The sequence below is a fragment of the Streptomyces sp. NPDC053493 genome (genome assembly GCF_044544825.1).
Taxonomy (GTDB): domain Bacteria; phylum Actinomycetota; class Actinomycetes; order Streptomycetales; family Streptomycetaceae; genus Streptomyces.
Genome location: NZ_JBITXS010000014.1, coordinates 38,118 through 57,536, shown reverse-complemented (window position 1 = coordinate 57,536; position 19,419 = coordinate 38,118). Strand labels below are relative to the sequence as shown.

The following is a 19,419-nucleotide window of genomic DNA, read 5'->3' as shown; positions in this document are numbered from 1 at the left end:
ACGCTAGCCGCCGGGCGGCCGCGGGTCGCCCCGCCGTCACCCCACCTGGGCCGTACGGGCGAGGGCGTCGCGGGCCGCTGCTTCGGCCACGGCGCGGTCCTCCGGGACCAGACCGACGCGGGTGCGGCGGTCGAGGAGGTCGGAGACGTCGAGGGCTCCCTCGTGGCGGACGGCCCACAGCAGTTCGGCGCCGGTGACCGGGTGGCCGGGGACGACGGGCTCGGCGAGCGCGGGGTCCTCGAGGCCGAGCGCGTGGACGGCCGGTGCCTCGGAGCCGTAACGGTGCACGAGGCGGGAGGGGACGTCGAGCCCGGCGAGGGTCCGCGGCGCGGCCGCGCCGACGAGCGGGACGGAGGCGGTGCGGCACGGGCCGGCGGTCAGGCCGCGGGCCGCCACGGCGGCGTCGACGGCGTCCTCGGCCATGCGGCGGTACGTGGTGAGCTTGCCGCCGACGACGGTGACGACACCCTCGGGAGAGGTCAGCACCGCGTGCTTGCGCGAGATGTCGGCGGTGCGGCCCGCCGCGTCCCGGGTCTCGAGCAGGGGCCGCAGGCCGGCGAAGGCCCCGACCACGTCGGCGCGGTGGAGGGTGACGTCCAGCGCGGAGCCGAGCACGTCGAGCAGGAAGCCGATGTCGGTCTCGGGAACCTCCGGCACGTCCGGCACCTCGCCGTCGACGGGTTCGTCGGTGAGGCCGACGTACACGCGCCCGTCGCCCTGCGGCAGGACGAGCACGAAGCGGTTCGTCTCGCCGGGGATCGGGATGTGCAGGCCCGCCGAGAGGCGGCCGAGGTCCTCGGAGCGCAGGACGAGATGGGTACCGCGCGAGGGCCGCAGGCGTACGTCGTCCACGAGGCCGCCCGCCCAGACACCGGTCGCGTTGACGACGGCCCGCGCGTGGATGCGCAGGCTTTCGCCGGTGGTCTCGTCGCGGACGTCGGCGCCGTCGGCGTGCAGGGCGAGGGCCCGCGTGCGGGTGAGGACCCGGGCGCCGTGGGCGGCGGCGGTACGGGCGATCGCCGTCACCAGGCGGGCGTCGTCGCTGAGCCGGCCGTCCCAGGAGAGCAGTCCGCCGCGCAGTCCGGTGGGCCGCAGGGCCGGGGCGAGGTGGCGGGTCTCGACGGCGGACAGCGTGCGCGGTCGCGGCAGCGTGCCGCGCGAAGTGCGGGCGCCGACGCGCAGCAGGTCGCCGGCGAGGAAACCGGCGCGGGCGAGGGCGGCCTGGCCGCGGCTGACGAGCGGGGTCAGCGGCAGGACGAAGGGCTGGGCGCGCACCAGGTGGGGAGCGGTGCGCTCCATGAGGATGCCGCGTTCGACGGCGCTCTCGTGGGCGACGTCGAGCTGACCGGACGCCAGGTAGCGCAGTCCGCCGTGGACCAGCTTGGAGCTCCAGCGCGAGGTGCCGAAGGCGAGGTCGTGGGCGTCGATCGCGGCGACGGTGAGCCCGCGGGTGGCCGCGTCGAGCGCGGCTCCGGCTCCGGTGGCACCGAGGCCGATGACGAGCACGTCGACGACGTCGCCGTCGGCGAGCCGGTCCAGCTCGCCGCGGCGCCGCCGGGCGTCGAGCGAGGAACCGGGCAGGGCGGGGCCGTTCGCGGGGCTGCTCGTGGGGTTCACGGGGTGAGGGTCCTCTCCAGCAGGGTGCGCAGCTCGTCCAGGAAGGCGGCTTCGCTCAGTTCGGGATCGGTCTCTTCGGTCATGGTGCGCAGCGAGAGCGTGAAGGACTGCACGACCAGCAGCAGGGACCGGGCCTGCAGCTCGGGCCTGACGCGCCGTACGGAGCCGTCCTCGTGGCCGTCCTCCAGCGCCGTGTGGAGGAGTCCGAGCAGGGCGTCCTGGCTGGCGCCGCGCCGGTCGAGGACGTAGGGCAGCAGCAGCTCGGGATCGACGTCGAGGATCTTGTGGAAGAGCGGGTGGGCCCGGAACGCCGCGGCTCCCGCCACCAGGCCCTCGACGATCCGGTCCCGTTCGGGCCGGTCCTCCTGGGCGGGCGGCATGGCGCCGGCGGCGACGGCGATCCACTCACGGGTCATCAGGTCGCCGACCAGGCTGCGCACGTCGGGCCAGCGCCGGTAGAGCGTCATCCGGGACACGCCCGCGCGCCGGGCGACGTCGGTGAGGGTGGTCCGGCGCACGCCGACGGCGAGCACGCAGTCGCGTGCGGCGTCGAGCACGGGATCTGCGTCCGCATGGTTGTGACGAATGGGCGTCATCTGTCACAGTGTAATGCAGCGCGGGCCGAGTGGCAGCGCCGTCCGTGAAACAGACCGTGAGGAACCCTTTCGAAGTGGACATGTTGTGGAGCGGCTGGGGCGACCCGGCCAAGGCGGCGCCCCTTCCCGACTCGGTGACCGGCCTGCTGCGGGACCTGCTCGGCGTCACCCCGCGCGAGAGCGGCCCCTCCGCCCTCGCGGACGTCGAGGTGCCCGGCCCGGCCCTGACCGACAAGGCCCGCGGCGCGCTGCGCGCCGCCGTCGCCGCGCCCGACGGCCTGCGTGACGACGCCGAGAGCCGCATCCGGCACACCCGCGGCAAGTCGACTCCCGACCTCCTGCGCATCCGCGCCGGCGAGGTCGACGACATCCCCGCCGCCGTCGTCCTCCCGGGCGACCACGACGAGGTCCTCGCCGTGCTGCGGGCCTGCGCCGAACACGGCGTCGCCGTCGTGCCCTTCGGCGGCGGCACCTCCGTCGTCGGCGGCCTCGCGCCCGCCACCGAGCGGCCGTTCGTGGCACTCGACCTGCGCCGGCTCGACCGGCTGCTCGCCGTCGACGAGGTCTCCCGCACCGCCACGCTCCAGCCGGGACTGCGCGGCCCGCGCTGCGAGGCGCTGCTCAACGAGCAGGGCTGGACCCTCGGACACTTCCCGCAGTCCTTCGAGTGGGCCTCCGTCGGCGGCTTCGCCGCGGCCCGCTCCAGCGGCCAGGCCTCGGCCGGATACGGCCGCTTCGACGAGATGGTCCTCGGCCTGACCGTCGCCACGCCCGAGGGCACCCTGGAGACCGGCCGCGCCCCGCGCTCGGCGGCCGGACCCGACCTGCGCCAGCTGATCCTCGGCTCCGAGGGCGCCCTCGGCGTGATCACCGCGGTGACCGTGCGGATCCGCCCGCTGCCCGCGAAGCGCATCTACGAGGGCTGGCGCTTCGCCTCCTTCGAGGCCGGCACGGCGGCCCTGCGCCGGCTCGCCCAGGACGGCCCGCGGCCCACCGTGCTGCGCCTGTCGGACGAGTCCGAGACCTTCGTCGGCCTCGCCCAGCCGGACGCCATCGGCAGCGCCGAACTCCCGCAGAACCCCGGCTGCATGGCCGTCGTCGGCTACGAGGGCACCGAGGAGGACACCGCGGCCCGGCGTGCCGCCGCCCGCGAGGTGCTGCTCGCCTGCGACGGCGAGTTCATCGGCGAGGAGCCCGGCGAGAAGTGGGCACACGGCCGCTACGACGCGCCCTACCTGCGCGACGCGCTGCTCGACGCCGGCGCGTTCGCCGAGACGCTGGAGACGGCCGCCTTCTGGTCCGCGATCCCGGGCCTCTACACCGCGGTGCGCGACGCGCTGACGAACACCCTCACCGAGGCCGGCACGCCGCCGCTCGTCATGTGCCACATCTCGCACACCTACGAGAACGGCGCCTCCCTCTACTTCACCGTCGTCTCCGCGCAGGGCGAGGACGCCGTCGCGCACTGGGCGCCGGTGAAGCGGGCGGCCAACGACGCGATCCTGGCGGCGGGCGGCACCATCAGCCACCACCACGGCGTCGGCACCGACCACCGCGACTGGTACGCCCGCGAGATCGGCCCGCTCGGCATCCGTATGCTCCAGGCCGTCAAGGCCGAGGTCGACCCGTCCGGCGTGCTCAGTCCCGGAGTCCTCGTCCCCGTCCGCTGAACCCCCTACTCCTGCGGCCCGGAGGCCCATCCATGCGACAGTTCACCGCCGTCGTCAACCCCACCGCCGGGGGCTCCAGCGGCGCGGCGGGCCTGCTCCCGCTGGCCCGGCTGCTCCGGGAGGCGGGCGCACGGCTCGACACCGTCTACAGCCGCAGCCTGGACCACGCGCGCGAGCTCGCCCAGGACGCCGGGGCGCGCGGCCACGTCGTGCTCGCCGTCGGCGGCGACGGCATGGCCGGCTGCGTCGGCGGCGCGCTCAGCGGCACCGACACGGTCCTCGGTCTCGTCCCGGCGGGCCGCGGCAACGACTTCGCCCGCGCCCTCGGCCTGCCCACCGACGCCGCGGGGCTCGCCGAGACGCTGCTCCACGGCGAGCCGCGCGCCGTCGACACCATCGAGGTGGAGTCCGCCGTCCACGCCCGGATCTGCGTCCTCGGAAGCGTGTACGCGGGCGTGGACGCGGTGGCCAACCGCCACGCCAACGCCAGCCGGCTGCTGCGGGGCGCGGCCTCGTACTACGCGGGCGGCCTGCGGGCGGTCCTCGCCTGGAAGCCGGCCGCGTACCGCCTCACGATCGACGGCGTGCGGCACGAGCGCACCGGCTACACGGTCGTCGCGGCGAACTCCGGCTTCTACGGCTTCGGGCGGAAGATCGCACCGGGCGCGCGCGTGGACGACGGCATGCTCGACGTCGTCGTCATCAACAAGGCGCCCAAACGCCTCTTCTTCGCCATGATGAACGAGCTGAAGACGGGCGCGCACGTGCGCCGTCCCGAGGTCGAGATCCTGCGCGGCAAGGAGATCCGCATCGAGGCCGACCGGCCGCTGCCGTACGGCGCGGACGGCGAGGTCGACGCGACCCTGCCCGTGACGTTGAGGGTGCGGCCCGCCGCGCTCAACGTCCTGGCCTGAGCGTTCCGTCCTCCTCGCCGCCGGCGCTCCCGAGGGCGCGCGCGGTGGCGAGGATCCGCGCGCAGCGCCGGGTCATGGCCTCGGGCGACTGGTCGGGACGGCCGATCCACCAGCGGACCAGTGCGGTGCACAGACCGCGCCACGCGAACATCAGGGCGTCGGCGTCGAGCGGGTCGTCGGATCCGGTCGCGTGCAGGAGGTCGGCGGTCCCGGTCGCGGCGAGCTCGTCGACGGCGCCGCGGTAGTGCGCCGCCCGCCGGGCGGCGTCGCTGTCCGGCGGCAGCGTCGGGTCGTAGAGGACGAACCAGGCCTCGCGCTGCCCCTCCAAGGCGTGGAAGAGGGCGTCCAGGACCCGCAGCGGCGTGGCCGGCGCGCCGGCGCGGTCCGCGGCCATCGCGGACCGCACGGCCTGAAGGAGCCGCTCGCCGACGGGTTCCAGACAGGCGAGGTAGAGGTCCTGCTTGCCGCCGAAGTACTGGTGCAGCAGCGGCTTGGTGACACCGACCCGGGCGGCGACCGCGGCCATGGTGGTGGCCTCGTAGCCGTGCCGCCCGAACTCCTCGGTGGCGGCGGCGAGGACCTGCCGTTCGCGCTCGGCCCTCGGCACGCCCTTGGTGCCGGCCCTCGATCCGGTCGTGGTGCCGGCTCCGGATCCGGCTCTGGATCGGGCCTTGGATCCGGTCCTGGCGGGAGGCGTTGTCATGCCCCGGATCTTACCCTAGGGTAATTTACCGTTGGGTAAATTCATGGACCGCTGGGAGCACCCGCATGCCCGCCACCGCGACCGACCCCCGCACCTCCCGCGCCCGCTCCTGGTGGGGCTGGGGCTACGCCGACGCCCACCCCGACGACGCCGCCTGCGTCGAACTGGGCGCCCTCCTCCCGGGCACGCTCGCCCGCCCGCTACCGCTGCCCCGCATCGCCGACCTGCCCATCGGCAGCCCCGGCGTGACGCCTCCGGCCTCCCTGGCGCACCTGGTCACCGACGACCCGGCGGCCCGCGCCGCCCACGCCATGGGCAAGGCCTACCGCGACGTCATCCGCGCCCTGCGCGGCCGGCCCGGCCGCATCCCCGACCTCGTCGCCCGCCCGGCCGCCGACCAGGACGTCGCCGACCTGCTCCACTGGGCCGGCGAACACGCCGTCGCCGTCGTTCCCTTCGGCGGCGGCTCCTCCGTCGTCGGCGGAGTGGAGTACCGCGGCGACGCCCACCGCGCCGTGCTCAGCCTCGACCTGACCGCGATGGACCGGGTCCTGGAGATCGACACCACCGGCCGCGCCGCCCTCATCCAGGCCGGCGCCCTCGGCCCCGTACTGGAAGGACAGCTGCGCCCGCACGGCCTGACGCTGCGCCACTTCCCGCAGAGCTTCGAGTTCTCCACCCTCGGCGGCTGGCTCGCCACCCGGGCCGGCGGCCACTACGCCACCGTCCGCACCCACATCGACGACTTCGTGCAGTCCCTGCGCGTCGTCACTCCCGCCGGCCTCGGCACCTCGTGGCGGCTGCCCGCCTCCGGTGCCGGACCCTCACCCGACCGGCTCTTCCTCGGCTCCGAAGGAACGCTCGGCGTCATCACCGAGGCATGGATGCGGCTCCAGGAACGTCCCCGGCACAAGGCCTCGGCATCCGTGGCCTTCGCCGACTTCCACCGCGCGCTGGACGCGGTGCGGGCCGTTGCCCAGGCCGACCTCGCCCCGGCCAACTGCCGTCTGCTCGACCCCGGCGAGGCCCTGCTCTCCGGTGCCGCGCACGACGGCTCGTCCGTCCTCGTCCTGGGCTTCGAATCCGCCACCGCCCCCGTCGACGACCGCCTCCGGGCCGCCCTGGAGCTGGCCCGCGCCCACGGCGGCCGCGGCCCCGCACCGACGGCCGACCGCCCGGCCGGCACCGAGGCGGAAGCCGACCGGGCCGTCAGCGCCTGGCGCTCGGCGTTCCTCCGCATGCCCTACCTGCGCGACGGCCTGGCCCGCATGGGCGCGGTCGTCGAGACCTTCGAGACCGCCGCCACCTGGGACCGGATCCCCGCCCTGATCGACGCCGTACGCACCGAGGTCGGCGCCGCCGCCCTGAAGGCCACCGGGCACCAGGCCACCGTCAACTGCCGCCTCACCCACGTCTATCCCGACGGCGCCGCCCCGTACTTCACCGTGGCCGTCGCGGGCCGCCCCGGCGACGAGGTCCGTGTCTGGGACGACATCAAGGCCGCCGCGACCGACGTCCTGCACCGCCACCGCGCCACCGTCACCCACCACCACGCGGTCGGCCGCGACCACCGCCCCGCCTACGACCGCCAGCGGCCCGAGCCCTTCGCCCTCGCGCTCCGCGCCGCCAAACACGCCCTCGACCCGCACCACGTCCTCAACCCGGGAGTCCTCATCGACTGAAGGCGCCGCGACCGGTCGCGGCGGACCCGAAGCGTCGCGACCCGAAGCGCCGTGACCCGCGGCGACGCGGCCGGAGACGCCGAGCGGTCCCCGGCACGCCGGTGTGGCACCGTGGGGACATGCCGGTCCCTGTGATCCTCGACTGCGACCCCGGTCACGACGACGCCTTCAACATCCTGCTGGCCGCCGCGCACCCCTCCGTCCAGCTGCTCGCGATCACCACGGTCGCGGGCAACCAGACGGTGGAGAAGACCACGCTGAACGCCCGCCGGGTGTGTTCCGTGGCCGGCATCCGGGGCGTACCGATCGCGGCGGGCCGGGACCGGCCGCTGCACGGACCGCGCCGGATCGCCGAGAACATCCACGGCGACTCCGGCCTCGACGGGCCCGGATTCGCGGGCGAACCGGACGTCCCGCAGGACCCGCGCGGCGCCCTCGCCCTCCTGCGGGACACCCTTCTCGCGCATCCCACGCCCGTGACGCTCGTCCCGACCGGACCGCTCACCAACATCGCGGCCCTCCTGCTCGCCCACCCCGAACTCGCCGCGCGCATCGAGCGGATCGTGCTCATGGGCGGCTCCACCGGGCGCGGCAACACCACACCCGCGGCCGAGTTCAACGTCCTGTGCGACCCGGAAGCCGCGGACATCGTCCTCCGCAGCGGGCTGCCGGTGACGATGTTCGGCCTCAACGTCACCCACCAGGTGCGGGCCACGCCCGACGTCGTCGCCCGGATCGCCGCGCTCGGCACCCCGCTGAGCGGGCTCTGCGTCGACCTGCTCACCTACTTCGCGTCCACCTACCGCGAGGTCTACGGCTTCGACGCGCCACCGCTCCACGACCCGCTCACCGTCGCCCACCTGATCGACCCGTCGCTGTTCCGCCTGGCGCGCGCGGCGGTGACCGTGGAGCTGAACGGCACGTACACGCGCGGCGCGACGGTGGTGGACCTGCACGGCGTCACCGGCCTGCCGGCCGAGACGGACGTCGGCATGCAGGTCGACGCGGACGGCTTCTGGCAGCTGATCGTGGACGCCGTCCGCACCCTCGGCGGCTGACGGCCCCGCCGCGCGTCCGGAGGCATTGCATCAGCGGAAGCTCATTGCAACGTGTCGTTGCGTTCATCGTGAGCGTCATTGCATCAATTTGTGGCCGCCTGCCTGCGAAAACGTGGTTTCTGTGATTGACCGAACCGTGAACGCAACGTAGCTTTCCGTCTCGTCAAACACCTGATGTCACGAGACGAGGAATGGTCATGAGCGAGTCCCTCCACACCGTCGGCACCCTCCCGGCGGAGCGCCGGCCCGGCTGCCCCTTCGACCCGCCGGCGGAGCTGATCGAGGCCCGCGAGCACGGCCCCATCAGCCGCTACACCCATCCCGGCGGCAAACCCGGCTGGATGATCACCGGATACGACCTCGTCCGGTCCGTCCTGGCCGACCCGCGGTTCAGCTCCCGCAAGGAACTCCTGAACGTGGTCGACTTCGAGCTCCCGCCGGCGCCGCCCGGCGAGTTCCTCCTCATGGACGAGCCGCAGCACGGGCGCTACCGCAAGCCGCTCGTCGGCAGGTTCACCGCCCGGCGGATGCGGCTGCTCACCGAGCGGATCGAGCAGATCACCGCCGACCGTCTCGACGCCATGGAGGCGGCCGGACCGTCGGCCGACCTGGTGACCGCGTTCGCCAAGCCGATCCCGACCATGGTCATCTGCGAGCTGCTGGGCGTGCCGTACGAGGACCGGGACTCCTTCCAGGAGCAGATCGACACGTTCATGAACGGCGAGACGAGCGACGAGGACCTGATGGCCGCCTACACGGCGACCCAGGAGTACCTCGAGCGACTGGTGGCCGCCAAGCGCGCGCACCCCACCGACGACGTCCTGAGCGAACTCACCGACAGCGATCTGACCGACGAGGAACTGAAGGGCGTCAGCCTGATCCTGCTCGCGGCCGGGTTCGACACCACCGCGAACATGCTGTCCCTCGGCGTCTTCGCGCTGCTGCGGAACCCCGGGCAGCTCGACGCGCTGCGCGCCGATCCCACGCTCGTCGACCAGGCCGTGGAGGAACTGCTGCGGTATCTCAGCGTCGCCAAGTCGTTCATGAGGACGGCGCTTGAGGACGTCGAGGTGGGCGGCCACACCATCGAGGCCGGCACCACGGTCGTCCTGTCCTACCACACCGCCAACCGCGACCCGGAGCGCTTCGCCGATCCCCACGCGCTCGACCTGCACCGGAAACCGGCCGGGCACCTCGCCTTCGGCCACGGCATCCACCTGTGCCTCGGGGCGCAACTCGCCCGCGTCGAGATGCGGGTGGCGCTCGCCGCGCTGTTCAGGCGCTTCCCGACGCTGCGCCTGGCCGTGCCCGCCGAGGACGTCGCCCTGCGCCCGGAGACCGCGGACATCTACGGAGTGAAGAGCCTGCCGGTCACCTGGGACGCGTGAGCGCGGGCCGGCACCGCAGCCGGCCCGGCGCCACCACCACGGGTGGCACGCCGGGCCGGGCCGGCCGGTCGGACCGGACGCTCGGACGGGGCCGGAGGACCGGGCCAGGAGACCGGGTCAGACGGCCGGGTCGAAGGGCCGGATCACCGGGTCGGTGGTCACCTGCCGTGCCACGCGTTGTGGACCGTCAGCGTCGAGGTGTTGCCCTGCCGGTCCGTGACCACGGCGGAGAGGGAGATGCCGCTGCCCTTCGCCGGGCTCGCCACGGACACGGCGCCGTTCCGCACCGGCACCGGCCGCCACGTCTTCCCGTCGTCGTAACTCACCGAAACGGTCAGCGACTTGAGGTTGCGTCCCGCCGCCGAACCCTGCACGGTCACCGGGACCTGGACCGCGGTGCGCTCCGGGGCGCGCGAGGCGAGGTCGACGGGCGCCGCGAAGCGGACCGTGGACACCGGCAGCGCCGTCGTGGCCGCGACCCGCGCCGAACGGAAGGTGAAGCCGGCCTCGATCCGGGTGGACGCGGCGGCGACGTCCGCCGGACGTTCGACGGAGGTCGTCAGCCGGTACTCCGCGTCCTCGGCGGTGACCGCGAAGGACTGCGCGCCGCTCAGCGGGTCGTGGTTCTCGCCGACCTTGACGCCGTCGCGGAAGAGCGTCGTCGTCGCCGAGGTGGCGCGGCCCGCCCCGGTGTGCCCTTCGCCGTCGGCGAAGAGCGGCAGGGAGCCGACGAGCCGCTGCTCGCCCGTGACCGGGTCGGGAGCGGTGCGGAAGACACCCGCGCCTTCGCCCAGGAGCGGGCCGAAGACAGCGGTGTTGAACGTCTCGCGGTACGTCCGGCCCGCCTCGTAGCGCTTCGGGCGGGTCATCTCGTAGGCGCCCTCGAAGGGCGGCCAACCCGACTCGTCGGGCGCGCCCAGCTGGTTGAACCGGGTGAGCCAGGTGACGCCGTCCGCGGTGGAGACATGGAAGGTGCGGGTGCCCGGCGCCGCCTGCGGCGCGGAGAAGCCGTTGCCCTCCGGCGCGCCCGGCAGATGGGCGTAGGGGGAGGCGAGCGCGGTCTTGCCGGGGGCGGAGGCGCCGAGACCGACCTTGAGCGTGGCCAGCTCGTCCGCCCTCACGTGCCGGGTGTAGCCGGTCGCGAGCGTGCTCGCCCGGCCGCCGAAGGCCACCGAGTACTGGCTGGTGGCGTCCTTGAGGAAGTGCGCGTCCCAGGTCTGCAGGAGGGAGCCGTCGGTGACGGCCGGGCCCAGGTGGGCGGTGCGGAAGCCGGTGAAGCCCCTGAGCACCCAGCCGTTGCCGACACGGCCGATGTCCGTGGCGCGTTCGTAGTACGTGCCGGCGTAGTCCGCCCGGTCGAGGCCGGGCACGGTGAGATCCACCGGCCGGGCGGTGCGCGCGTCGGCGGTGACCGTGGTGTCGGCGGTCACCTCCAGCCGCGGCTGGGCGATCCAGTCGGTGCCCCGGGCGTAGTCGGACGGGTCCTGGTAGACGGCCGTGTTGAACGTGTACGAGCCCTTCGGCACCCGGAGGGTGTGGCTGCCCGGCTCGTTGTCGACACGGGCCTGGAAGCCGGCCGCGGGTCCGGCGACGCCCGTCAGGCTGCTGGAGAAGTTCTCGGCGTCGGTGCCGTCCCGGTCGACGGCCCGGATCGTGACGTCGTACGACTCGGCCTCCCGTACGGCCACCGCGGCCGTCCGCACGACCTGGCCCGCGCCGGTGGCGGTGACGTAGCCCGAGTAGGCGCCGTCGGCGTCGCCGATCCGGGTGTCGGCGACGAGGCCGACCTGTGCCGTGCCGCCGGCGGGCACGGTCACCTTCGAGGCGCCGAGCGCGAAGAACCCGGCCGGTGCCGGCTTGCCCGACGGGTCCAGGGCGGTGACCGACAGGTCGAGGGTGACGTCCTCGGCCCCGAGGTTGCGGTAGGCGACCGTCCTGGTGAGCGGCCGGTCGTCGGCGTGGGGCCACAGCGCCGTGCCGAAGTTCAGCGACACGGGCTCGGCGACCACGCTCTGGGCCAGCGCCCTGTCGACCTGGATCCGGCCGGAGCCCTGCTGGAAGGCGGAGTGGTCGCCGCCCTGGGCGGACCCGATCAGCGCGCCCTTGAGTTCGGCGGACCTCCAGTCCGGGTGCCGCTGCTTGAGGATCGCGGCCGCGCCCGCGACGTGCGGGGTCGCCATGGACGTGCCGTCGAGCTGCAGATAGCCCGGAGCCGGGTGCGGGACGCCGGCGCGCGTGTCGAGGGCGCTGCCCGGCGCGGCGGCCGCGGTGACGGCGACGCCCGGCGCGGTCACGTCCGGCTTGACGGCGCCGTCGCCGAGGCGCGGGCCGGTGCTGGAGAACGGCGCCGGCCTGTCGTCGTGGTCCACGGCGCCGACGGTCAGCGCGGCGTCGGCACTGCCCGGTGAACCGATCGTCGAGGCTCCCGACTCGCCCTCGTTGCCCGCCGCGACGGCGAACAGGATGCCCTTCTCGGACGACAGCCGGTCGACCGTGGCCTCCAGCGGGTCGACGCCGGGGCTGTCGGCGCTGCCGAGGCTGAGGTTGACCACGTCCGCGCCTTCGGCGGCGGCCCATTCCATGCCCGCGATGACGGCGGAGTCGTCCCCGTATCCCTCGTCGTCGAGGACCTTGCCGCTGATCACCTCGGCGCCGGGCGCGACGCCCTTGTACCGGCCGCCGGACCGGGCGCCGGTGCCGACGGCGATCGACGCGACGTGCGTGCCGTGCCCGACGCGGTCCACCGCGTCGGGAGAGGCGGAGAAGTTCTTCTCGCCCACGACCCGGGTCCTCAGGTCGTCGTGGGTCTTGTCGACTCCGGTGTCGAGGACGGCGATCCGCACGCCCGTGCCGTCGTAGCCGGACTCCCACGCCTTGTCGGCGCCGATCTGCCGGACGCTGCGGTCCAGGCTCGCCGCGCGCACCCCGTCCAGCCACACCGAGTCGATGCCGGACGCGGCGGCGCGCAGGCCGCCGTCCTGCCGCTCGGTCAGCGCCTCCCACACCCGTGCCACGTCGTTCTGTGACGTACGGACGGCGTCGGCGTCGATGGTCGGGAACGTGCGCCGCACCCGGGTGTCGCCGGCCGCCCGCACCTCGGCCCGGGCGGCGGCGGCGCCCGCGCCGTACCGCACGATCAGCTTTAGCCCGGTGCCGTGGCTCCTGCGCAGCCGCGGGTCGGTGAGCACGCCGAGGTCGAAGAGCCTCTGGTCCAGTCTGCCCGTGGCGACGAGGCGCTGGGCGTCGGCGGGCACCACGAGCGTGCGATCTCCGGTGCGCCGCACTTCCACGGGTATGTGCTCACGGCCCGCGGCGGACTCGAAGCCCACCATCCGGCCCCGGCCGTCCACCACCACGCGGTCGCCCGTGACGAGCGGGATCCGCCGGGTGCCGTCGACGCGTGCGGTGGTGCCGGGCGTGGCCGTCGCGCCGGCGGCGCTCGCCGTCGCCGGGCCGGTCATGCCTGCTGTCAGGGCCATCGACGTGGCCGCTGCGACGGTGAAGGCGCGTGCTCTCTTCACATGTGCGCGCAAGTCTCCCCCAGGAGCTTGGGAAATGAGGTCGAAAGGGTCGATTCCGGTCGGCGGCGCAGAGGCGCCCGCCACCGGTCAGCGCAGTATGTGAGGAGCGAAAGGAGCGATCAATCGCGGTGCGCGGGAGGAGGGTTGAACCGCTTGGGTTCAAGCCATCGCGGGGCCGTGGCGTGCGACAGGGCGACGACCGATGTGTGACGGCTCCGTGACACCCGTTCGATCCTTCCGCGACGAGGGCCCGACGCGGCCCTTCCGCATCCCGCTCCCGGGCAGGCCTCGCGCGCCTTTCGCGGAAGGAGCGGACGGGCGCCCGGAGCGTAATCCTCCGATTGGCCGGTATCCGCACCCCGGACGCGCACCCGGCACGCCCAGATTTTGCCGTCCCGTGGTTGCCGCTCCGACGGGCCCGTCGGACTCTTGGTCACCACGCCCTCGGGCGACTGATACTGCTGGTCACGGGGGGTGCACGAGGCCCTCCGCCCTGAGCGGGGAAGGTTCATGCACCTCGAGTTCCGCCACCTCCGCGTCCTGCTCACCGTCGCCGAGGCCGGCAGCATCCGCAAGGCCGCCGCGCGGCTCCAGCTCTCCCAGCCGGCCACCAGCGCCCAGCTGAAGCGGATCGAGCACGCGTTGGGCGGCCCGCTCTTCACCCGCAGCGCCGAGGGCGTGAAACCGAACGAGAACGGTCAGTACGTGCTGCGGTGCGCCCGTGACCTCGTGGTCGGCTTCGACCGGCTGCGCGAGCACGCGCGCTCGGCCGCCGAGGCCGAGCGGGAGACCGCCGCGCCGCTGCGGGCGGGCGGGACCGCCGGTCCTCTGGTGTCCCAGCTGATCTCCGTCCTCTTCGAACTCGTCCCGGAGCGCCGGCTCACCATCGACGCCCGCCGCTCCGTCCACACCCTGATGAGAGCGCTGAGCCAGTCGAAGTGCGACATAGCGGTCTTCGGTGAGTTCCCGGGCTTTCCCCTCCCGGTCGGCGAATCGGTGGCGACCCGCACGCTGCTGCGCGAGCCGGTCTTCGTCCTCCTCGCCGAGGACCACCCGCTGGCCCGGCAGGAGACGGTCGCCCTGCACGAACTGAGCGGCGAGGAATGGGTCATGCCCGAGGCCGACGAGAGCGGGGTGCACGCCTACCTCCACCTCACCTGCCAGTCGGCGGGATTCACCCCGCGCATCGCCCATGTGACCTCGGACCTGTCCGTGGCCCGCATCCTGGTCGCCGGCGGGCGCGCCGTCTGCGGCGTGTGGCCCACCGCCGACGTCCCCGCCCAGGGCACCGTGCAGCGGCCGCTCGTGGACGTGCCGTTCCACCGGCGGCTGCAGCTGGCCTGGAACACGGCGTCCGTTCCGCCCGAGCTCGCCGACGCGGCGGCCGAACGGCTGCTGGCCGCCTATCTGGCGCTGGTGCGCCAGCGGCCGCGGTATCTGGCCTGGTGGGAGAACGGCGGAGCCGAGTTCGCCCTCGGCGCCGACGGATGACCCGTCGGGTCCCGGCTGCCCGCCCCCTATAGCTCCACGGTTGTATCCCACCTGGGATCACGTCAGGAACATGTCACCTGGTGAACACTTCGCGTCAACGTCCGAGGACGTCGTCACCCCCACGACGAGCGAAGGAAACACCGCGTCATGTCCCGTCCCCTTCTTGCCCTCTCCACGATGGTCGCCGCCGGTGTCCTCACCACCGGCGCGCTGGCCGTACCGGCCTGGTCGCAGCCCCACACGACGCAGCACGCCGCCTCCGTCCGCGACAAGGCGATATCCCAGGCCGAGGCCAACGTGACCCGGCACGCCGACACCTTCGGCTTCGGGGCCGGTCAGGCGCTCCAGGTCAAGGACGTCGTGATCGACGCCGACGGCACCCAGCACGTCCGCTTCGACCGCACCTACCGGGGCCTGCCCGTCGTCGGCGGCGACTTCGTCGTCCACCAGAAGGCCGACGGCGCCCTCAAGGGCTCCACCCACGCCAAGGCCCACAAGGTGGCGCCCACGTCCGTGACTCCCGCGGTCGACGCCAAGGGCACCGCGGCCGGCGCCCTCAAGCGCGCGCAGGGACTCGTGCGCGGCGGCAGGTCCACTCCCGAGCTGATCGTGTGGGCCGCCGACGGGACGCCCCGCCTGGCCTGGCGCACCACCGTGCAGGGCCTCGGCGACAAGGGCCAGCCGCACGGCGAGGTCTTCGTCACCGACGCCACCACCGGCGCCGCGATCGAGAACTACGACGCCGAGCACGAGGCCACCGGTACCGGCCACTCCGAGTACACCGGCGACATCACCCTCGACACCACCCTGCAGGCCGACGGCACCTTCGCCCTGATCGACCCGACCCGCAAGCACGTCACCAAGGACGCCCACAACGTCTCGTCCTCGTCCCTGAACAGCTCCTCGGGCACCCTGTTCACCGACGCCGACAACATCTGGGGCGACGGCCGGAAGTTCTCCACCGACCGCGCCACCGCCGCCGTCGACGCGCACGCGAACACCGCGAAGACGTACGACTACTACAAGAGCACCTTCGGCCGGAACGGCATCAAGAACGACGGCCGCGGCGCCACCGTCTTCGTCCACGTCGGCACCAACTGGGACAACGCCCAGTGGTCGGACGCCTGCTTCTGCATGATGACCGGCGACGGCAACGGCACCGTCGACCCCGAGCAGGTCGACCTCGACACCATGGGCCACGAGATGACCCACGGCGTCACCTCGGCCACCGCCAACCTGCGTTACAGCGGCGAGTCCGGCGGCCTGAACGAGGCCACCAGCGACATCTTCGGCACCATGGTCGAGTGGTACGCCAACAGCACCGTCGACAAGCCCGACTACCTCTTCAGCGACCAGTCCACCCCGCCGTGGCTGCGCCGCATGGACAAGCCCTCCCTGGACGGCCGTTCCGCCGACTACTGGTCGAAGTCCGTCGCCCGGCTCGACGTGCACAACTCCTCGGGTGTCGGCAACCACTGGTTCTACCTCGCCAGCGAGGGCAGCGGCGCCAAGACGATCAACGGCGTCAGCTACAACAGCCCGACCTCCAACGGCTCCACCGTGACCGGCATCGGCAACCAGAAGGCCGCCGCCATCTGGTACCGGGCGCTGACCGTCTACATGACCTCCACCACGGACTACCGGGGCGCCCGTACCGCGACCCTGAACGCGGCGAAGGACCTGTACGGCGCCACCAGCCCGGAGTACGCCACCGTCGCCGCCGCCTGGAGCGCGGTCAACGTCGCCTGACGCACCGACGCATCCGACGCGCCCGACACACCGCCCGGTCCGGGGCCTTCGCGCCCCGGGCCGGGCGTTCGGCGGATCAGGCCCCCGGGCCCGGCGGAGGGTGCGCGGCCAGCCAGTGCCGGGCGATCCGCTCACGGGTGGCGACCCACGCCCCGCCGCGTCGGGCGACATGGCGCAGGAAGCCGTCGAGCGCCCTGATGCGGCCGGGCCTGCCGATGATCCGGCCGTGCATCCCGACGCTCATCATCCGCGGGCGGTCGGCGCCCTCCGCGTGCAGGGCGTCGAAGGTGTCGACGAGATAGCCGAGCATGTCGTCCGCCGTCGTGAAGCCGTGCACGATCAGGAACTTGAAGTCGTTCGCGTCGAGGCTGTACGGCAGCACGAGGTGCGGCTGGCCCGCCGCCTCGACGTAGTAGGGCAAGTCGTCCGCGTAGTCGTCGGAGTCGTAGAGGAAACCGCCCTCCTCCGCGACCAGCCGCCGGGTCGCGGAGCTGGTCCGGCCGGTGTACCAGCCGACGGGGCGGCGCCCGACGAGCCGCTCGATCGTCGCGGCGGTCCGCGCGATGTCGGCGCGCTCGACGTCCTCGGGCACGTCGCGGTAGTCGATCCAGCGCCAGCCGTGCCCGGCCACCTCCCAGCCGGCCGCGCCCATGGCCCGCGCGGCCTCGGGATTGCGCTCCAGGGCCTGCCCGACGGCGTGGACGGTGACGGGCGCGCCGTGCGCGAGGAGCGTGCGGCGGATCCGCCAGAACCCGGCCCGCGCGCCGTACGCGAACATCGACTCGACGTTCCGGTCGCGCCCGCCGGTCACCGGCGGCGCACCGACGATCTCGTGCAGATAGCTCTCCGAGGCCGGGTCGCCGTCGAGGACGTTGCGCTCGCCGCCCTCCTCGTAGTTGAGGACGAGACTGACGGCGACGCGGGCGCCGCCGGGCCAGGCGGCACGCGGCGGCTCGGCGCCGTACCCGACGAGGTCGCGCTGCTGCTCGGACACGGGCGCGACCCTACCGCCCGCCGCCCGCCGTACGGCCGAGGCGCGGCGACACCGCCGGCCTCCGGGGCCGGGCTCGCAGGCGCCGACGCGGGCCCCGGCGCCGACGCGGGCCTCGGCGCCGACGCCTTGGTGGGCGCCTCGGCGGCGAGACGAGCCGGCGCCGTGGTGGGCGCCTCGGCGGCGAGACGCCCGATTCGTGATCTGATGCCCTCAGATTCGAGCCGCTGTCGAAATCCCCACTCGGATGGTCCGATGAGCACTCCCCGCACCCCGGCCCCGTCGCCCTCGCCCTCGCCCACGCCCGCGTCCTCGACGGGCCTTGAGCCCCGGCACGCCGGATGGCTGGAACTCTTCTTCGACCTGGTCTTCGTCGCCGTCGTCGCCCAGCTGTCGCACGGCCTCCACGGCGATCCCGGCGGGCGCGAGTTCGCCGTGTTCCTCGGCCTCTACTTCCCGCCCTGGTGGATGTGGGCGAACCTCACGGTCTCCGCCAACCTCTTCCAGGACGACAGCGCGCGCCGGCGCCTCGCCATGCTGACCGCGATGCTGTGCCTCGCCGTGATGGCCGCCGCCGTGCCCGAGGCCGACGGCGACCGCGGCCCCGCCTACGCCCTCGGCTACGCGGGCACCCGCCTCGTCCTGCTCGCCCTGTGGTGGCCCGCCACCCGCTTCCCCGCGCCGCGCACGCTGCCCCGCTGGCGGCCGCTGACCTACTGTCTGGTGTCCGGACTGCTCTGGGCCGGCTCGGCGGCGGTCCCCGCTCCCTGGCGCTACGGCGCCTGGGCGGCCCTGCTGCTCGCGGAGATGGTCCTGCTGCTGACCTCGCGCGGGCGGGGCATCCCGGGCCGGGTCCACACCGGCCACCTGGTCGAACGGGTCGGACTCTTCGTCATCATCGTCCTCGGCGAGTCGGTGCTGGCCCTCGTCACCTCCACGGACCACACCTGGACCGCCCGGGCCGGCGTCGTGGCGCTGCTCGGATTCGTCCTGCTCGCCGCCCTGTGGTGGTCCTACTTCGACTTCGCCTCGACCTCGGCGGAGCGGGTCATCGGCGCCGCCGGCACCGACCAGGCCTACTTCCTCGCCCGTGACGTGGCCGGATTCCTGCACTTCTTCGTCACCGCCGGCGTCATCTCCATGGCCGCCGGACTGGCCACGGCCGTGGAGGAGTCCGGCCACGACCACCTGGCGCGCGGCGCGGTCTGGGCCCTCGCCGGCGGGCTGGCCGTCTACCATACGGCACATGCCCTGATCGCGCTGAGATTCGGCCTTTCACCGCGACGGGTGGCCGTCTGGGCCGTGCCGGGCATCGCGATCCCGCTCCTGGTCGTCCTCGCCGCCGACGTCCTGCCGCCGTGGCTGGTGGTCCTCCTCCTCGCCGCCGAGGCCCTCGCCCACCTGCTGTACGCGGCGGCCGTCCGCGCCCGCCGCGAGGCCGCCGGCTCCGTGTGACACGCGGTGCGGCGGGGAGGTTCACAGCGGCACGGGACGGGGAGAGGAGCGGCATGAACAGTCGTGAACGAGACGGCGGCGCGGGCGTGTCGGAGCCCTTGATCGTCGTGATGGAACGGCGGACGACGGCGGTGGTCCGCGGCGACGTCCCGGCCGACGGCCTGCGGGACTTCTTCGACGCGTCGTTCGGCGCCCTCGCCAGGACGCTCGGGGCGCAGCGGATCGAGGTCCTCGGCCCGGCCTTCGGGCGCTATCACGGCCCGTCCGGCGAGACGCTGGACCTGGAGGTCGGGTTCGTCACGGACCGGCCGGTGCGACCGGAGGCCGGGGTGGTCGCCGGCTCGCTGCCGGCGGGCCGGGCCGCACGGCTGACCCACGTCGGTTCCTTCGACGGACTCGAAGGCTCCTGGGAACGCCTGCGCTCCTGGATGCGGGAGCACCGGCTGACCGCCGGCGAGGACCGGTGGGAGGCGTACGTCACCAAGCCGTCGGCGGACATGGACCCGCGTGAGCTGCGCACCGAGCTGTACTGGCCCGTGGTCGACTGACCAGGGCCGGGCGCGGCCCCGGGCACGCGCGTCCGG

General features: G+C 74.0%; 14 protein-coding genes. 9 read left to right on the top strand and 5 right to left on the bottom strand.

What is annotated here, in order from left to right:
- Positions 1-36 precede the first annotated feature (36 nt).
- Both ACIGO8_RS30175 and ACIGO8_RS30170 read right to left on the bottom strand, forming a co-directional pair.
- Positions 37-1,617: a glycerol-3-phosphate dehydrogenase/oxidase gene (locus tag ACIGO8_RS30175; RefSeq protein ID WP_399737253.1), complete on the bottom strand. Its 1,581-nt coding sequence runs from the start codon at positions 1,615-1,617 to the stop codon at positions 37-39.
- On the bottom strand, positions 1,614-2,213 hold the full coding sequence (locus ACIGO8_RS30170; RefSeq protein ID WP_399737251.1) for a TetR/AcrR family transcriptional regulator: 600 nt from the start codon (positions 2,211-2,213) through the stop codon (positions 1,614-1,616). Before ACIGO8_RS30170 ends, ACIGO8_RS30175 begins: the two co-directional genes overlap by 4 nt.
- Before the next feature lie 74 nt (positions 2,214-2,287).
- On the opposite strand from ACIGO8_RS30170, the gene ACIGO8_RS30165 reads away from it, so the two are divergent.
- On the top strand, positions 2,288-3,883 hold the full coding sequence (locus ACIGO8_RS30165) for an FAD-binding oxidoreductase (protein ID WP_399737249.1): 1,596 nt from the start codon (positions 2,288-2,290) through the stop codon (positions 3,881-3,883).
- A gap of 32 nt (positions 3,884-3,915) precedes the next feature.
- On the top strand, positions 3,916-4,797 hold the full coding sequence (locus ACIGO8_RS30160; RefSeq protein WP_399737247.1) for a diacylglycerol/lipid kinase family protein: 882 nt from the start codon (positions 3,916-3,918) through the stop codon (positions 4,795-4,797).
- On the opposite strand, the gene ACIGO8_RS30155 is transcribed toward ACIGO8_RS30160, so the two are convergent.
- Positions 4,781-5,500: a TetR/AcrR family transcriptional regulator gene (locus tag ACIGO8_RS30155; protein WP_399737245.1), complete on the bottom strand. Its 720-nt coding sequence runs from the start codon at positions 5,498-5,500 to the stop codon at positions 4,781-4,783. The genes ACIGO8_RS30160 and ACIGO8_RS30155 overlap by 17 nt on opposite strands.
- Before the next feature lie 65 nt (positions 5,501-5,565).
- On the opposite strand from ACIGO8_RS30155, the gene ACIGO8_RS30150 reads away from it, so the two are divergent.
- The 3 genes from ACIGO8_RS30150 to ACIGO8_RS30140 all read left to right on the top strand — a co-directional run bounded on the left by ACIGO8_RS30150 (position 5,566) and on the right by ACIGO8_RS30140 (position 9,628).
- Positions 5,566-7,182: an FAD-binding oxidoreductase gene (locus ACIGO8_RS30150; RefSeq protein WP_399737243.1), complete on the top strand. Its 1,617-nt coding sequence runs from the start codon at positions 5,566-5,568 to the stop codon at positions 7,180-7,182.
- 119 nt (positions 7,183-7,301) lie between these two features.
- Positions 7,302-8,240 (top strand): nucleoside hydrolase, encoded by a 939-nt coding sequence (locus ACIGO8_RS30145; protein ID WP_399737241.1) that lies wholly within the window; start codon positions 7,302-7,304, stop codon positions 8,238-8,240.
- Positions 8,241-8,437: 197 nt separating this feature from the next.
- Positions 8,438-9,628, top strand: coding sequence for a cytochrome P450 (locus tag ACIGO8_RS30140; protein ID WP_399737239.1), 1,191 nt, complete (start codon positions 8,438-8,440; stop codon positions 9,626-9,628).
- 158 nt (positions 9,629-9,786) lie between these two features.
- Here ACIGO8_RS30140 and ACIGO8_RS30135 read toward each other — a convergent pair whose 3' ends face one another.
- Positions 9,787-13,107, bottom strand: a complete 3,321-nt coding sequence (locus tag ACIGO8_RS30135) for a S8 family peptidase (protein WP_399737237.1) — start codon at positions 13,105-13,107, stop codon at positions 9,787-9,789.
- A 552-nt stretch (positions 13,108-13,659) separates the two neighbouring features.
- Between ACIGO8_RS30135 and ACIGO8_RS30130 the strand changes: the two genes are divergently transcribed.
- Positions 13,660-14,640: a LysR family transcriptional regulator gene (locus ACIGO8_RS30130; RefSeq protein ID WP_399737236.1), complete on the top strand. Its 981-nt coding sequence runs from the start codon at positions 13,660-13,662 to the stop codon at positions 14,638-14,640.
- Between the two features lie 147 nt (positions 14,641-14,787).
- Positions 14,788-16,389 (top strand): M4 family metallopeptidase, encoded by a 1,602-nt coding sequence (locus ACIGO8_RS30125; protein ID WP_399737234.1) that lies wholly within the window; start codon positions 14,788-14,790, stop codon positions 16,387-16,389.
- Positions 16,390-16,465: 76 nt separating this feature from the next.
- Here ACIGO8_RS30125 and puuE read toward each other — a convergent pair whose 3' ends face one another.
- A complete protein-coding gene (gene puuE / locus ACIGO8_RS30120; protein WP_399737232.1) occupies positions 16,466-17,383 on the bottom strand; it encodes an allantoinase PuuE in 918 nt (305 codons plus the stop codon).
- A gap of 252 nt (positions 17,384-17,635) precedes the next feature.
- Here puuE and ACIGO8_RS30115 point away from each other — a divergent pair, with 252 nt between their 5' ends.
- On the top strand, positions 17,636-18,835 hold the full coding sequence (locus ACIGO8_RS30115) for a low temperature requirement protein A (RefSeq protein WP_399737230.1): 1,200 nt from the start codon (positions 17,636-17,638) through the stop codon (positions 18,833-18,835).
- A gap of 53 nt (positions 18,836-18,888) precedes the next feature.
- The gene (locus tag ACIGO8_RS30110) at positions 18,889-19,383 is read left to right on the top strand and encodes a GyrI-like domain-containing protein (RefSeq protein ID WP_399737228.1); all 495 of its coding nucleotides are present in this window, start codon (positions 18,889-18,891) and stop codon (positions 19,381-19,383) included.
- Positions 19,384-19,419 lie beyond the last annotated feature (36 nt).